A 16,232-nucleotide genomic window follows, 5' to 3' on the forward strand; every position below is an offset into this window, starting at 1 on the left:
GAACAGCAACGAATCGAGCGGGGACAAAATGAGTGGACACCTATTCATCATCAACGGTGACCTGAACCAGGTCGCATGTGACGCCGTTTTGATACCCACCGACGGGACTGTCCACATCACCGATTCGTGGAACCTGATCATGCGTGGCAAGCACGCGCCGAAGTCATTTGGTAAGAAGCTGTTGATGCACATCCGTTCCGGAAATGGACAACCGCAGATCTGGCTGGGCAACGTCGGCCAGGCAGGTAGTGAATCGGACTTCGAGGTCTTCAAGCCCACCGTCCGCGAGTTCGTGAAGCAGGCAGTTGAGCAGCTTAGAACTGTCAGTGAGGACGACCGCATCTACCCCTGGCCCAAGCGCCGGCTTGCCGTCAACATGGTCGGCTCCGGCGACGGGGGCGGGTCAAATAGGAAGGGCGAGCTTGTCGAGGGGCTCGTCGAGACGCTCGACGGTCTTGTCGTCGAGTACGACGTGGATATCGTTCTTGTTGCCTTCGGCGAGAAGCCTTATGCCGCAGCGCAAAGGGCGCGGCGCCGTCTGGTCGGCGGCGACACTCGGATCGCCTACTACTGGAATTTCGATGAGCTGTCGTCGAAGGACTTAGTCGATCAAGCACAACGCCTGGCGAAGGCGGCAATCGACAACCAACTTGTGCTGTTCATCGGAGCAGGAGTGAGTGCCGGCGCCGGCCTTCCCACGTGGAGCAAGTTGCTTAGCGACCTCGCGGTGGCTGCGAGCATGGATTCAGATGTAATGAACGCCCTGTCCAAGAAAGACTTTCGAGATCAAGCTACCGTTCTCGAGCGACGTTTGTCGATGGCCGGACTCAAACTGCGGGAAGTGGTGGCTGACCATCTAGACAGGCCCGGCCGTTACGCATTGCAACACGGTCTCCTCGCCTCCTTATCGAGCAAGGAAGCCGTTACAACCAACTTTGACAACATGTTTGAGTCCGCTGCTCGGATCTGTGGCCAGGATTTAGCAGTCCTGCCGGCCAGCCCTTTGGAGACAGACGGCAGGTGGTTGCTCAAGTTGCACGGATCCGTTAGCGAACCTGAGAAAATCGTGTTGAGCAGATCAGACTTCATCGACATGCCTCGTCAGTACGGTGCACTGATGGGCCTCGTGCAGGGCCTCCTACTCATGCGGCACATGATGTTTGTCGGCTATTCGTTGCAGGACGAAGACTTTCACGAAGTGGTTCACGAAGTTCGGGCGGCTCGAGGCGGCCCTGCAGCCGACGGAGGCAGAGGGACTGTCCTAACGCTGTTTCGCGATGAGTTGGAGCAAGAACTCTGGGCAGACGACTTAGAGGTCGTACCGATGCTGGCGATACCGTACCGGGAGGACCTCCAAGCCGAGGCCGCGCGTCAACTAGAGCTATTTCTCGATCTCGTCGGCTACCTGTCAACGACCTCTGCGCCCTTCTTCCTTGACTTGACCTACAGCAGCCTCTCTCAAGATGAAGTCGAATTACGTGATCTGCTAGCCGATTTGGTCGAGGTGACGCGCCGATCGCCAGTGGACAGTGTCGGCTACATCGTGAATAGATTTCTAAGCGATCTTGGCTCAGGTGCCTCGTAAATACATTATCGGGATGAGCCTGTTGCGTGATTGCGGCGAATCCAAGCTCGGCACAACTAAAAACAGGAAGCAGGATGGTTGGGCGACGCTTGTGGCGGCGTGCGACGCGGGGGTGACACCGACTCCCTCCGAGGACACGGAAACTGTTGACCTTGCTGGTCGGCTCGATGATCCGCGCCAACCCCAAGTCACGAAACACGCTGTTGCTGTTAATTGCCGACGCCAAAACGATCTAACACGCGGATCCGAGGTGCTCGAACGAGATGACCCGCGCCGCGGGGACCACACTATCTGCACCGCCGTGGCCCCTGAAGCCGTCTTCACGGTCCGCGCATAGGGCACCAGCGCAGCTTAGAACCAACATTTCGTGCGCACATTTCGCCGACCAGCCGACGAAAACACCAGGTCACATCGTCGCGGCCCGATCAAAACTCAAACCGTGAGCCAAGTCAGGATTAGACGACTCAGTCGGTCGCCTGCTCAGACCAGGTGAGCAGAGACCGCATCAACGCGGAAGCGCCGCGACCACTCACCAGAACAAGTCGACTCGGATCCACGATAGCCATACTGATGGCTCCAGTGGCGGCATGCTTTGCATGACTGGTCTGAACGAGCATGACATCGACACCCTTGACCAACGCTGCTAGTGCATCGCTATTGCCATGTGCAGCAGAAGTTCTCACAGTAACGCCCGGCCAACGTTCCTCAATCCAACTGGTTAGGACGCGTACTGCACCTTCCATCAATGAGTACACTCCGACCGAGTCGAATGGTCGCGCGTCCTCCCTGGACTCATTGTCCTGCCCCTGAAAGTCAACGCCCGCGTTCCGGAAGAGCAGCCCGAGCAGAATTGCGTCGCGCGAATCAATTCGATCGCCCCAAGAACTGGCTACGCCTGCTGCACGTGCAATCAGAGTCGCCCGTTCTACCGGGTCAGGACACGCTGATAGCAGAAGCAAGTCGACTACCTGCGCCAACCATGAGCCATCCCGGGGTCCGATGATCGGCAGTTCGCGTGCTACCGCGCCGAGCATCTCGCGGTACTCCGGTGAAGAGCATCCGACCGCGAGTACCCCGTCGAGCAGTGAGAGGGCTACCTGACGTTCGTTCTTTCCTGGCTCACTGGACAACATGATGTCGAAGGTCGTGGTCGCCAGGCCCACTCCCGAGGTAGGAACCCCGCCCGACGTCAGCCAGTCGATGAACAGCGGAATACCGTTGCGGACTCGCGGGCGTCTCGCGTCGTTCAGAGCCTCGATCAGAGCAACCGCGAGATCGTCTGCAGTCGAGGTGAGCGCGTCCGGCGTACGTCGCCACGCTCGAGACCATTCGGCGAGGAGGTCCGGCCGATCCGGCCAGTCACCGGTGAACCAGTCGAGCCATCCGGAGGGCACGCGATCCGCGGCGGTCAGCGCGCGCAGACTCTCAAAGAAGTTTCGTTCAACGACACTCTGCAGTAGACCGTTCCGATCAGGTTCAGACAACCGGTCGACCACCCCCAGTGCGCGGACCGCCGATGGTGAGTCTTGAAGATTCGCGGCAGCAGCAAGTGCAATGGCGGCGAACGACCTGTCGGGTGGCTGAGTGGCCGCAAGCTCAAGCGCCGCTTCGTAGTTTCCGTCGTAGTACAAGTTCAACGGGGATGCAGACGGTGGTGCGGAGGATTGTTCGGAGTCCGTCGTCGCCAGCACTCCTGTTATGACTGCGTCATCGGGATAGCGCAGCGACAGCTCGCGTAGTTGTGCGGCCTCAGGCCTCTCGAGCAAGAGTTGTCCCAGTGCATAGCAACGCGCCGTAGCAGCAGTAGTTACCTGATAGGCCTGGGTTACGAGGCCGGGCCACGCAACGTCCAATCGCGCTGCTGCGTTAAGTAGCCCGTCTGTCGCGTGACGATTCATGAACAGCGCATCGGCAGCTTCGGCCAAACTCTCGGTCACTGCCGGAGGACGAGCCAAAGACGAGACGTCCTGCAGCAGTGGGTCATCGAGCAGGTCTTGGGGCGCACCCAACGAGCTCAATAGCTCTACTCGGAGGAACCTCAGGTTGGTAGCGCTGAGCAGTGCTCGCCCACGCAACTCCTCGAGGGCCGCGTCCGCCTGCTCGCGGTCGAGTCCGACGAGGCTCTCATAGAACTGGCGAAGGATTCGGCCCACGGGCCGCGGTTGGTCGACGGCCCGGTCAGGTTCGATCGACCACACGGTAGTCAGCGAATCGACGTTCTGCCGTGCGCGGCCCACCCACCCCTGCGCAACGTCGAGGCGTAGAACCGAACCATTATGGACGAGTCCTAGTGCCGCCTGGTCCACCGGATCCGGTGATGTCCTGGACACGTCGACCCTGCTGGTGATGAGGGGTCGACTGAGCCAGCATTGAACTTCTTCGCGCAGCAGTCGCCCGTCTCGATGAGTTGGCGCAAGCGCGTACCAACGCGTAATTCCCGTGATATTGGCCGGGAGTAATGTCCGCTGATTGCCTCGCTCGAGGCGGCCGCGCAGCAGATCGAGCAGTTGAGTCGACTCGACGTCCAGGACGTTCAAATCGATCTCGTTGGGCGGGGCAAAGAAGGCCGTGGTTTGGTCGGTCAAGCGACACCCCACCTGTCCTGGTAAGCGTGGCGCGCGCGGGCGACGGGATCGGACTCATCTGTGATCAGAATCGACTCCTCGAGGCGGCGAATCCCGTTGTAGGTCAAGTTCATTGATCCGCTCAACAACACCCTTCCGGACAGAATCCCCTTCTCGTGTAATTCGCTGGCGTATCTGCACGTCAGTCGGCGACTCAATTCACCATCGGCGGCGACGCTCAATTGAAGCTGCTCGACGAAAGAACGATTGTGGTCGTCTGGTCTGCAGGCAATGACAACAGAACCGCCGCGCTGGAGTTGATTGATTAGCACTTCGGCCAGCCGGAGAGGTCGCCTCGGCAGGTCTGGCAGCAATCCGGTGAAGAGTCCACTCCTGTTGTCGAGCACAACGACGTCCGAGATCCAGGGGGTAACGATCCAGATCGGAGCGCTGGGTGTGAGCAGTTCCGCAACGAACATAGCCTGCAGTATGTCGGCCAATTCCTCACGGGACGAAAGCGCCGACGTACGCAGGCTTCTCGAAGTCACTGGCGTGCCTCCCTTAGCTCGATCTTGACATCGATGCCGTCAGTCGATCGCGACAAGCCAACGACCCGCGGGTGGAACTCCAGGACATCCACGTTCGTCGGCACGGTCAAGAACTCGCGGATGACGCCAGCCGCGGAATCGTCGGTGGGAGCACGGACCGTCACCGTGGCGGCCTCTCGGAGTCGCGTGTCGACTGCATCGCGCCACTGCGGGTCGGTTGAATCGACTATCGACTCAGGGGGCCGAACTACGTCAGCGAAGAGGAGACGATCGGTGGGCTCGTAATTTCGGAACGGCGAGTAGGACTGCAACGCAGAGGATCTCAGGCGGTACCCCCGTGACCACAGGAGACCAACTATCTGACCAATCTCCCAGCCGGGTTGGCCGGCACGGACCATTGCAATGCCCTGAAGTCGCCGTCGGATCTCGGGATCAGATGCAGCAACGTACGCGAACACTCTCAGTTCGACATCGACTCCGAGTCGGGATTCGATCGCGTCCCAACGACCAACCAGGTCGGCCACCAACCCTTCGAGAGCTGGACTGCTCCCAGGACGAAGTAACCGGGTCGACAGGGCGGACACAATGGAGTGATCGCAGGCCAACCCCACCTCGAACATGACGGTGCGCAGTTGACGCCAACCCTCGGTCAGGCTGGCGAGATCCCCAGCGGCACGGATGTGCGCTAGCCGGTCAGCGATCGGACTGCTGCTCGCCAAAGCTAGGAAACGCCGCATGTTCTCGTCAACGCGTTCGCCGTCGCAAGCACTGAGCGCGGTCTCAACGAGCGACCAAAAGTTGCGCGGGTCCTCAACGTAGCGATCCACCAAGGCCTCCACCACGCCGAGTCCTCCGGGTTCGTCCTCGCTGATGTGGATCCGTGCGACCCTCTCACCCTCCCCCGCCGCCGCTGCAGCGATGTCGATGCGAAGTTCGCTCGCATCCACTTCCGGGCACGAGCTTTGAATTGCTTCCGCTACTGCCGACGCCAGCGTCGTCAGGTAGCGCTCATCCAGCCAGGCTTGCCACTCCGGGTTCGGTTCGCACGACAAAACGCTTGCGGCCGCTCGCAACTCCGCTGTCACGCCTGATACGTCCAGCGCTGCCGCAATTTCGCCGATGAGGTTGGCGTCCGGTTGTCCGTCGCCGCCCGACTGCTCGCTCATGTCGAGGGCGCCAAAAACTTCTCGCGCACCGCGGAGCATCGACGTCCTCAGTTCCTCGTCGGACAACCCATCTAGGGTGGCGTCGATCGATCCCCCGTCGCTCCCCACGACCAGCACCGACAGCAAGATTTGGTGTAGCCACTCCCGAGTGAACACCGACGGAACTAGGTCGACGACTGGACCGGCGTTGCGTATGAGGAACTCCATGCGCGCGACGCGCAATGACCGGACGAGCGCCAAACTGTCCGGAAGCGACTCCGGCAAGCGGACTGTCAGTGCCACGGCGTCGACATCCAGCACGAACCCGACGCTGACCTCATGGCCGTCGACGGTGACCGAGTGCCGCGTTTTCGGCGGAGCACCGGCAAGGTTGCGTTCCGCCACAAACGCGTCCGCGTAGCGCCACACGGTCTGCGCGCAACGATGGCGATGGGTGAACGCCTCGAATCCCGCGACCACCCTTCCCCAGGGTGTTCCGCCAGGTATGTCCAGTACGGCGGGATCTCCGTCGTGCCGAAAAGCCACGTCCCACGTCCACTCGGCGAACGATGAATCTGGCGTCGTCTCCGAAGGTTTGATCACGTTAAGTGCCCGCAGTTGGACGAGTCGGGCGGCGCTCCTATTGGGCGGTGGTTCCAAGTCCACGTAGTCGTCACAGAACGCCCCGAGGTCGAGAGCTTGTGCCTCCGGCAACGGTGGTTCCACCCACAGACGGTCGCGCCGCCCGTTGTGGGCGTATCGGTAACTGACCCGGCCGGGCGCGAACTGACGCATCCCCTGCGACACCGGTTCCGATTCGGGACTCTCGCGTTGCCACGGAGTCGACACTTCGATCGCCGGTGTCTGAAGTGGCGAGAACAATGTGGGCGGGAGGAAGTCCGCGAGGGGCCGCGGCCAGTCGTGTTCACTCAACGGGAGTTCGGAGGCCGCCACCTCGAGGCCTCGAATCAGCGTGGGAAAGACCGATGGGATGAGCCCGCGTGGGTAATCCCACAAGACTGCACGCAAGTCCTCGTCAGTCAACGACAACGCCCTTTGCAACTGACGCCCCATCCGCTCTAAGGAAGTGGCCTGCAACTGATCTCGAACATGGCCCAATAGTCTTGTCGCCTGGTCGCGTTGGCTCTGCCGATACGAGGTGCTCCACGGCTTGTCGATGACGCTGGCTATTGAGGTACCTGGACCAAAGCGCGACAGCCGATCCAACAGCCACCACGTCGCCTGCATCTTTAGGATGCTCCTGTTCCTCAGCGGCAACGCCACCCGCGGCACGACGGGATCAAAGAGTGCCTCGTAGGACTGGAACGCGAGGCGATCACGGCCAAAGTCGGACAACACCACCACCGTCCACGGTCGCATGGCGGGGTTACGTCCCGCGCGCCCACGACGCTGAATGAACTGTGCCGGATCTCGAGGTGCCTTGTGCTGAATGACGGCACCCACTGACGGATCGTCGAAGCCTACTTCGAGTGACGCGGTGGCGACCACGATGTCGGCACGGGCATCGACTCCGCCGTCTCGTGAAGTCGTCCGTGCGACGCGTACGGGTCGGTCGAGGGTGCCGAGTTCTTCGGCCATCTGCCACACTTGTCCCGCTTCGTCGCGCGCCCGTACGTCGGGTCCGGTCGAGGCGCGAAGTGTGGCGAGACTGCCCTCCGGTTTGCGGTTGACTCCGCCGGACCGCCACCCTTCGGCGTCCTGGAGTTGGGAGTGGAGTCTGTTGGTGATGTCAAGATCGTCCATGAAGACGAAAAGCTTCGATCCGAAGGCGCCAGCACTAGGGCCGTCGGGGGCTGGGTCGAGCATCCGCCGTATCAGCATAGTCGTTTGAATGGTGGTCGACAGCAATGCCATTCGAGCTGCGGGGTCGCCGCGTAACGCAAGGAAGTATTCGCGTCCGACTTCTTCCATCTCCGCGTTCTCGGTGTGCACCACAGCAATGTTTGAGGTGGGTAGGCCCGTAAGGTCAGCGAAGAATCCGATCGGGTCGGCCAGGGTTGCCGACAGTCCGACGATATGGGGCGGCGTCGCCACCTCGGCTCGCCATCTCCGCAGGAGATTCGCGACCTGCGCGCCGTGGGTCCCCGAATAGGTGTGAATTTCGTCCAGTAATACGAACTCCGGTGACCGGGTGTCGTCTCCTATGAGCACTCGGCGGAAATCCTTCGAGCCGAGTTCCCTGTTGACCATCTCGGTGGTGGTGAACAAGATCGTCGGGGGGGACGCCTTGAGTCGGTCGCGGGTGAACGTCAATGTCTCGGGCCCGATCACCGAGGCGCATCTGTCACAGACCAAACGTTCAGTCGCCCCGGCTGAATTCGGCCATATGAGTTGGCCGCGGCAACCATCTTGGAGGCATTCGATGATCGGGCATGCCAGGCCATCGGAAGCTTTCTCCCACGCCGTATATGGCGAGTGTTCGGCAGCGGTGCGGTTGTTTGGAACCGCGCCGTAGAGGACTCCGACATTGGGAGTCTCCCCGCCCAGACTGCTGCAGGTGATCAGCAGACTGCGCAACTGGTCGCGAAGCAGTTCGACGCGTGGATAGATCGCGATGATCCGAGGCACTCCGCCCGGGCGTGGCGTCGCGGCGAGCTGAGTCAGCGCCGGAAGATAGAACGCTAAGGTCTTTCCCGATCCGGTGCCAGCGGCGATAACCGTTCCCCGCTGCCCTCCGCGGCCCTGCGCCAGCCGAACCAGCGAGCGGGCTTGGAACTCCGAAACATCGCGCGTTCCAAGCAGTTTTATTGCGACAGCTTGGTGGCGGTCCGTCCACACCGCGCCGCTGGTGCGTACCCGTGCGCAAAGCGCAGCGGCACCGATGTTGCGTCGAGGGACTGTCCGGGGTCGACTGAGGAACCGAATGTCGGATACCAACTGCCCAGCGGCCGTCCATGGCCGACCATGCATCCATTGGCGTAGATGCGCGGCGAGGCGCACCGTCTCGGCCATACGACTCCGAAAGCGCTGTTCGGTTACCCCCGATGCAAAAACGAGGCCGCGTTCCAGCAGTGCATCGATCACCGCATCGACGTCTTCGCCCGGAGCATGACGCTCGACCAACTGCTCCAATTCGGACTCGCTCAATGAGCCACTGGTCACGCCCCAACTCAGCAACGGCATCTCGTGGCTTTCGATTCCGTTAAGGACATTGCGCAGGACATCGTCGATCATCGGCGACGCACCACCAGGTCGTCATCGACACCGGACGCGCGCAACAACTCGAGCAGTGTGGAGGACACATCAGCCAGCGAAAGCCCGTCTTCTGATGCGGCCGATTCAAGTGCCTTTTGCACTTCTGGTGTGAGCGCTGCGCGTTCGTCCTTTACCGCCTGCAGCGCGCTGGCAAGTTCGTCACCTAGCTTATGGAGACTCTCGAGCCATGAGGCGCTCTCGTCGCCCTGGCAAAGTTGAGCTGTGACCATCGCTTCGTCGGCCACGGGATCTTGCCGCTGCAGCAAGGTCATCTTTGCGGCACGTCCTTCTGCCGCGTAGCGATGGCTAGATCCGCCGAGCAGTCGGCCGGACTGTGCTTCCTCGAGTAGCGACTGATACACGTCGAAGACGCCTCGCCAGCGCGCTGTAGCCCATCTCGTTGACCGCGCAGTTTGATCCTTGGCTACCTCAGCGAGTTTGGAGGCCGGCTGTTGTTGAACAGCCTTGAGGCCGTACCGCGATAGTCCAGCACGGAACGCGCCGATGGCCGCCGATGTTGCCTTGACTTCAATGGATGGAAAGTCCGTGAGGGACAGCCGTGCCCTGAATCTGGCGGTACCGCTCAGATGGTCGGAGGCGGCGTCCATGGCGTGCACGAAGCGGGCTGCCGCGGCGACGAGTTCCAAAGTAGAATCCGCGGACTGCGTGGCTTCCAGCTTCAACTGCAATTCAACCGACTGGTCGTAAAGGGTCATTGGAGCAGTCCCTTGACTGCGTCGTCGAACCGACTAGTGGCCTCCAGCACTCGTGTAACCGCCTTCTCCATATCGGTGGCGCCCCCAGCTTGGGTTTGTCGTGCAGCAAGGTCGCGTTCCACGCTCTGGATAGCCGTCGCAGCCCGAACCGCGAAACCATGAACTACCGCCACGTGCACCGGTGCGTCGCTAGCCAACAGTGCGAGCTTGTCCTGCAGTGTGGCATCGACCGTGAGCAGGTTGGCGGCGTCGGCGAACGAGCGAAGTACGCTGTCAGGATCGCGTGCTGCGAGGCTGGTCAGTTCTTCCACCGCGTTGCGATCGTTGAGTCGCCCCGCTTGATGCGCTATCCGTAAAACGGTCAACACCTTGCCTGTTTGATCGGTCCATGACCGTTGACGTTCAAGGTCCAGCAGTTGTTGCACCTCGGTCACTCGTACTTGCAGAGCTTGCCATTCCTGGTCGACAACGGGTGCAACCGAGCGCATGAAACCAGCGATCGCGGGATCGCTGCTGTCGATTTCCCACGTGGAGGTGAATCTCTTCACGATTGGCAGCAAGCGATCGGCCTGCACCATTCGGATACCGCCGGTTCGTCCTCGTGCTTCGCCGAATTCCGCCTCGATTTGCTTCTGGTTGCGCGCCTTGACCTCAAAGGCCTTGGCTACCAATGCTGTCCATTTCGTCGACCGCTCAGGCGAGAATGCTGGCGCGTCGCCGACCGAGAACAGCGCCGAAACATAGTCGGCGGGTGCGGTTGCACGACTAAGGTTACCGGTGAGTGCGGACGCGACGATCGTGGCTGACACCGCGGCCGTCGTCGATGGCGTCGTTGGGCGACTCAACCTAGCGGTGACGGCGTTCGTCCATCTCTCGATCGCGCCCGCGAGAATCCTGCGGAACTCCGCAGCTTGCGGAAAATCTTCCGACCCAAGTTCTTTCGCCAGAATCAGCGCTTGAAGTGCGCTCGCTTCGTCGCGATCAACCGCTATGACTGGCGTGCCAACCGCCTGTCGGGTAACCGTGCCCTTGATGAAGATATCTATGTCACGCAGGCAGTAAGTATCGAACTCCTCCCCCAAATTGACCGGCACGGAACCAAATTCGAGGTTCTGCTGGATGGTGACAAGAATCAATTTCCGAAGTTCACGGAACGTCGAGGCGGACAACTCGCTCTGACTGCTGGACCATTTTGCGAGCTCTGCGAACTGCTTCCGAGGTTCGAGCTTGAGACGTTCCTCAATGGCGCTCCGGCGGGGCTTGGGTTTGTCATCCGGTGTGGGTGTCTCGGCCGGGTCCACATCCGAAGCGTCGAGTGCTCGCAACGAGGCCATCTCAGTCGCGAAGTCGCCCACGCCGAACGCCTCGAGTACGGCGCCGCTCACATCAGCCGGAGAGGTCTCGTCGGACCAGTACTGAAGAACGTTGTTGACCCGCTCGGAGTCAATGGGTCTCAATCTTCTGACAGTGTCCTTGATCAAGGGAGCCAGCGGCGCAGTGTTCTGCTCGAACGGGGACACCGTCAAAGTCGAAGGAAACCGGCCCTGTCGCATGTCCGCCGAACCTTGCCGTAGGAGTCGGCTAATCACGTCCCGCACGATGTCCCGCGGATCAAATCTCTCGGTCGACAGCGCCCGCACGAATCTGCTTGCCGCGGCGTCGTTAAGGGGGTATAGGCCATAACCCTCGCGACTGGCTCCGAACGTCTCATGGCAAACGATCTGCTGAGGACAAATCTTGCAAGCGTTGCGAAGCCATTTGTCGTCGTCTTTGCTCCGCCCGGCCCACTCACCGTCGATTTCCTTGGGGTCGAGTCGCGCAGCGTTGAAATAGCGCGCCACGAAAGACACGGCCTCTTGCTCATCTACGCCGTCGTCACCGTAGGGGGCATCGAGCCAATACGCGTCGTCGCAGCGCGTTTTCACGGTGTCGAGATCGTCGAAATGGCCTTCGGTCACGGCAAAGATCATCCGCAAACTGCACATGTCGCCGTCGCTGGAATGGACCGGTTCCACGATTGCATCGAGGAACTCTCGCTCGACACCGTGCAACACGGTGAGATCCTCGACGAACAGCGCAAGCTGTTTTCCGTCGGTGTGCAATGCCCGCCGTACCTCCCGGAATACCTCCACAAGGTCGACCTGAGTGGACACTGCGATGCGCTTCTCCGCCTCGGGCAAGGCCTCGTTGATCATCGCGACGGCCGTGTCCTTGAGCGCCGGCACCGCGGCGAGTTGGCTCAACAGTTTCTTCGCTCCGGTCGTCGCGTCCCCGATTTCCTCGAAGCTGAGCGGAAGGTCGCTGGCAAGGAAATGCGTTGCGTCATCGTCAAGACCGTCACCTTCGGCGCGCCCGCGCAGCGCCAAACCCACCAGTCGCTGCACGACGGCGCCGTCAGCGACCAACTTTCGTCGCACGACGGGGTCGCGCAGTAGGTCGGGCAGTTGACGGGACACCTTCTCGCGCAACTGGGTGGTCCGCGCGTCCTTCGGCGGCTCGGGTTGGAATTGATCCAAATTCCCGATGAGAAGGGCTAACTCGTCCAGGAGCCTCTGTGCGAGAGTTTCGTCGGACTCGGTGTATGCAGGTGCCGACTCAAGCGCTTCACGGGCCTCGTCGATCCGTGGTCCCTTGAGATCGCGAATGATTATTTCGATAGCACGCCGCAGGCCGGTGCGGTTCTTCGGCAGATAACGGACTTCCCAGTCGGGTTCCCCTTCGATTTGATCCTTGACCCATCGGACGAGGTGAGACTTACCGGTACCGGACCCGCCGACGACCGGGATGAACAGGTACCCGTCTGACCGCAACGGGCCGCGCAGCGCCGCCAGGACATCGGCTTCGGTGGCCCATTGCTCGCCGTCACGTGCGTCGATGCGACGCACGTGCAATCGCAGCGGATGGTGGATTGCTTGGAAGCGTCCGTCGGTGAGGCTGGCTGCGTCACGGGGAGTTACCGCCAGCACCGCGGCATCATCCCAGCAAACGAAGTTTTGGAACGTCTCGGTCATGCGCGCGCACCCACCTCCACATGAGAGAACGTCGTGCCGTCCGCCTTCGCGACGCGCGGGGCATCTGCGCGGTCGTATAGGGTGATGGACCGCTCCCCGGCCAACCGTTCCAGCGCGTCGGACAACGGGGCGGTCAAGCCTCGCTCTTCAGTTGGCGGGCGCTGCCAGTTGCTGGTGACGAACTCGCGATAGCGGCCGCCGTCCAGTACGGGCAAGGCTTCGCCTAGGTTCTTGACGAAGTCCCTGGCTGTCAGTTCCGGTTGACCGGAAAACACCTCGCGCAGTGAATCGCGAATCGCCACCGTCGGGTCGGGGACGAGGTGTCCGTTTGGATTCACCCACGCAAAGCCGAGTGAGCACGCCCAGCGGCGAAAGGGACCCCACCGGGTGTTGTTATTGATCGGCCAGTTCGAAGATCGTCCGCCGTCCGCCTCCTGCCGAGGGCCAAAGTCCTTGAGTTGTAGATCTTCTGCCGAGCGCGGCCCGCGTTCCATCTGAATGGGAGCGCCACTCGGCGCCAGTGTGAGGTACCAACTCAGTGCATTAGTCAGGTCCCTCGCTCCGGCTTGACTTCGCCACGGAGCGGTGTTGAGGGAGTCGTCGAGAACCCGCTGCCGAAGAAGTTCAACCACCGCGCCCTGGCTGCGTTTGACGGCCACGCATGCGTTCTCGGATAAGACGACCTTTTCTCCGTCTCTGACAACGAGTCCCAAGTCTGTGGCCGCCCGGAGATTGTGGCTAACGTCGGATTGTGCATCGCCCTTCAGGCTTGGCGGTGCGACTGTGGCCAGCAGTCGTGCCACAACGTCCTGTTGGGCGCGCTGCTCGGCCAGATACCGAAGGATTAACACCACACCACTGGGCCGAAGTTCTGGTGGATTCATCAGAGCCATGGACAGTCCTCTCCTATTGAAGTTCTTCAATTTCGGCGGCCGGGTAGGAGCCATCATGATCACGCAAGGTGAGGCCACTGCGGCGGCCTACGGGCGAGTCAGGCGCCCCGCAGACGACCGTCAGGGGGGCGCGGCTACTGCCATTCAGCCACTCCTCGGCGTCCTCCCCCTCGGACAAGAGGATGAGCGTCGGCACCCCGACCGCCGTGGTTGGGTCATAGTCGCGCAGCGTATCTACCATCACTGACCGTCGGAGACTCGGCGACTTGGAGACCACGCCGCGCACCGTTTCGACCACGCTGCTGCCTGCGACGATCAGACCGATGTTTGCCGCTGAGACCAGTGCGCTTAGAAATCTAAGTAGGTTGCCGCGACGGTTGGCGTAAATCGACAGGTCCAGGTAGATCGCGATCCGCCGCCCGTACAGGCCATCGACGGCCCACCGATCTAACGTGGGTCTGTCGGTGGGGGCGACTGCGATCGCAGCCGGGGTGGGTGAAGGCGAGGCCCAGCGCGGCTTGCCATGTGCACGACACCAGCGACACCCCCCGCAGGCCGCCAGGCAAGTAGTGCGTAGCTCGGGCGGTTCGTCGATCGTGAAACTCTCAGCGACCAACACGCCAGCACAACCGGTGCCGTTCATGGCATTGCGGAGTTGAAGCAGGCTCTTGTGCGAATTCTCGACCATCAAGCGGCGAGTCTGGTCGACGACGTCCCGCCAAAAATCATCGGTCTGATGATCGCCCCGGATCACTCTGATCGTCAGCCATCCGCTGTCGGACTCCAACTCGCCGTCCGCGTCGCGGCCCGAAAATGAGAAGTCCCACTCGATCGCGCCAGCCCTAGCCATCAAGATCACCGTGAACAGATTCCAGCGCTCGTTGTACTCACTGTTGACCTTCACGTCGCCCGATATCGCCGTCAACGGAAGGCGATGAAGCCCGTTGCCGACGTCTCGGCGGGCAGCCATCATCGCCGTCCATCGCTCCCGCGCGCGTTCCGATGTCAGATACTTGGGTGACGCCATACGTTGTGCCAGATCCTCGTCCTGGGGCGTGGCTAGCAATACGGATGTCGAGGCCTTACCGTCTCGACCGCCGCGTCCAACCTCTTGGTAGAAGCGGTCGATGCCCTCTGGGATGCAGGCGTGCACGACCGAACGGATGTCGGACACATCGATTCCGAGTCCGAAGGCAGAGGTCGCCACGACCACGTCGATGTTGGACTGAACGTTGCCTTCCGCCCGCAACCCGTGTAGCACCTTCTCCCGGTGGGCGGTGGATGAGCCGCCATCGACGACCTCCAGACGCCGAAAGCCTTGCAAACGAAGGAGATCCGCTATCCGCGAAGGAGTGAGTGTGCCAAATCGCTGCTCCTGACGCAGGGTGGTGTAGACAATCGCTGGCCGGGGTACGTGGCACAGTGTCTCGAGTAGGTACGCCTCCCGCGCAGCAGGCTCGAGGTCGGTGGCCTGCCAGTAGCTTGGTTCTGGTCTCAGCGCCGCGGCCGCCACGTGCAGGAATGGTCCGGGCTCGCCAAACAGGATTTCGAGCAAGATCAGGACGTCCTCGGTCAGCGTCGCACTGGCCAGGATGGTCTTCATTGGCGGGTGGCCGGCGTCCTCTGCCGCTCGCAGCAGCAACCGACGCAAGCCGGCCAGGCTATGAAAGTGGGGCCTAAAAGCATCCCCCCAAGAGCCCACGACGTGTGCTTCGTCTACGCCTAAGAGGGCCAGACGACCGCCTGCGGCGGCATAGGCGAGTGGTCGGGCAAGTGAGGAAACGACTGCCTCGGGATTGGTGAAGATGACACGCTGTTCCCCCGCCCAGAGTCGGTCTCTGAAACCCTTCTTCGCCGACGCGGACAGACCCCCGTAATACGCCGTCCCCGGGGAGTCAGGGTTCTGGGCCCGGTACCTACGCTCCTGATCCAGAGCCAGTGCGACGGTCGGCACCACGATGACCGACGTCATTCCCGAGGCCGCCATCTCCGCCGCCGTGAGCATCGCCAACGTCTTGCCCGCCCCGGTCGGCAAGTTCACCACCAGCGTCGCCCCCGCCGGTAGCACCATGGCACTTCGCACAGAGGCGCGCTGCCCTGGCGTTTTGTACATCAAAAATTCGCTATCGATGGCCAGCAGAAAGGGATCGCCCTGGACACTTTCATTGGTGCGACACGTGACGCCGGCGGCGGAGTCCCCGTCGACGCTTATGCCCGGGGAAACGTCGAGCCACTCGGGGCGCCACGCATCGGCGCTGATGCGCACCCCTCGCTCTCCCCTGGACTGTGCGAGCAGTCCGTAGTTCGACCAAGCGAAGGACTCTGGAAACAGTTGACAGAAAGGGACTTCGAGCCACGCTCGGACAAACGAGCCGTGGTCTGCCATCGAAGCAAGGCGGTATTCATCGTCAGATCGCAGGCACTGCCGTAGTAAGACTGCGACGTCCGCGGCACCGACGGAAGCACCTGGCGCAGTGTCGGATAACGCCGACGCGAACCGACTGGTGACGGCGAAGGGCGTGCCAGAGGCCCACGCGTCCAGCATCACCTGGGC

8 protein-coding genes are annotated in these 16,232 nt (G+C 61.6%); 1 reads left to right on the forward strand and 7 read right to left on the reverse strand.

Features of this window, described 5'->3' with window-relative positions; translation table 11 throughout:
• Positions 1-28 precede the first annotated feature (28 nt).
• Positions 29-1,585 carry an SIR2 family protein gene (locus ASD37_RS08755; RefSeq protein WP_056550588.1) on the forward strand — a complete coding sequence of 519 codons (1,557 nt, stop codon included), beginning with the start codon at positions 29-31 and terminating at the stop codon, positions 1,583-1,585.
• Positions 1,586-2,049: 464 nt separating this feature from the next.
• Here the strand turns inward: ASD37_RS08755 and dpdD are convergent, their stop codons facing one another.
• Genes dpdD through dpdF form a run of 7 tightly spaced genes read right to left on the reverse strand, consistent with a single transcriptional unit; the run spans position 2,050 to position 16,223 of the window.
• Entirely contained in the window at positions 2,050-4,170 is a 2,121-nt protein-coding gene (gene dpdD, locus ASD37_RS08760; protein WP_156720807.1) for a protein DpdD, read from the reverse strand.
• Positions 4,167-4,697 carry a phospholipase D-like domain-containing protein DpdK gene (gene dpdK / locus ASD37_RS08765; RefSeq protein WP_056550590.1) on the reverse strand — a complete coding sequence of 177 codons (531 nt, stop codon included), beginning with the start codon at positions 4,695-4,697 and terminating at the stop codon, positions 4,167-4,169. Before dpdK ends, dpdD begins: the two co-directional genes overlap by 4 nt.
• Complete coding sequence (gene dpdJ / locus ASD37_RS08770) at positions 4,694-9,037, reverse strand: protein DpdJ (RefSeq protein ID WP_082570043.1); 4,344 nt, start codon at positions 9,035-9,037, stop codon at positions 4,694-4,696. The genes dpdK and dpdJ overlap by 4 nt, the downstream gene beginning before the upstream one ends.
• Positions 9,034-9,774, reverse strand: a complete 741-nt coding sequence (locus tag ASD37_RS08780) for a hypothetical protein (protein WP_056550593.1) — start codon at positions 9,772-9,774, stop codon at positions 9,034-9,036. The genes dpdJ and ASD37_RS08780 overlap by 4 nt, the downstream gene beginning before the upstream one ends.
• Positions 9,771-12,785, reverse strand: a complete 3,015-nt coding sequence (dpdH, locus tag ASD37_RS08785; protein ID WP_056550594.1) for a protein DpdH — start codon at positions 12,783-12,785, stop codon at positions 9,771-9,773. The genes ASD37_RS08780 and dpdH overlap by 4 nt, the downstream gene beginning before the upstream one ends.
• Entirely contained in the window at positions 12,782-13,678 is an 897-nt protein-coding gene (dpdG, locus tag ASD37_RS31395) for a protein DpdG (RefSeq protein WP_156720809.1), read from the reverse strand. Before dpdG ends, dpdH begins: the two co-directional genes overlap by 4 nt.
• Positions 13,679-13,691: 13 nt before the next feature.
• A complete protein-coding gene (gene dpdF / locus ASD37_RS08795) occupies positions 13,692-16,223 on the reverse strand; it encodes a protein DpdF (protein ID WP_304438707.1) in 2,532 nt (843 codons plus the stop codon).
• Positions 16,224-16,232: the final 9 nt, after the last annotated feature.

Origin of the sequence: Mycobacterium sp. Root135, from assembly GCF_001426545.1 — a bacterium.
Classification (GTDB): domain Bacteria; phylum Actinomycetota; class Actinomycetes; order Mycobacteriales; family Mycobacteriaceae; genus Mycobacterium.

Coding starts and splice junctions, on each gene's coding strand:
- dpdJ (WP_082570043.1), bottom strand. CDS start 9,037: ATGATCGACGATGTCCTGCGCAATGTCCTTAACGGAATCGAAAGCCAC.
- ASD37_RS08780 (WP_056550593.1), bottom strand. CDS start 9,774: ATGACCCTTTACGACCAGTCGGTTGAATTGCAGTTGAAGCTGGAAGCC.
- ASD37_RS08755 (WP_056550588.1), top strand. CDS start 29: ATGAGTGGACACCTATTCATCATCAACGGTGACCTGAACCAGGTCGCA.
- dpdH (WP_056550594.1), bottom strand. CDS start 12,785: ATGACCGAGACGTTCCAAAACTTCGTTTGCTGGGATGATGCCGCGGTG.
- dpdF (WP_304438707.1), bottom strand. CDS start 16,223: ATGCTGGACGCGTGGGCCTCTGGCACGCCCTTCGCCGTCACCAGTCGG.
- dpdG (WP_156720809.1), bottom strand. CDS start 13,678: ATGGCTCTGATGAATCCACCAGAACTTCGGCCCAGTGGTGTGGTGTTA.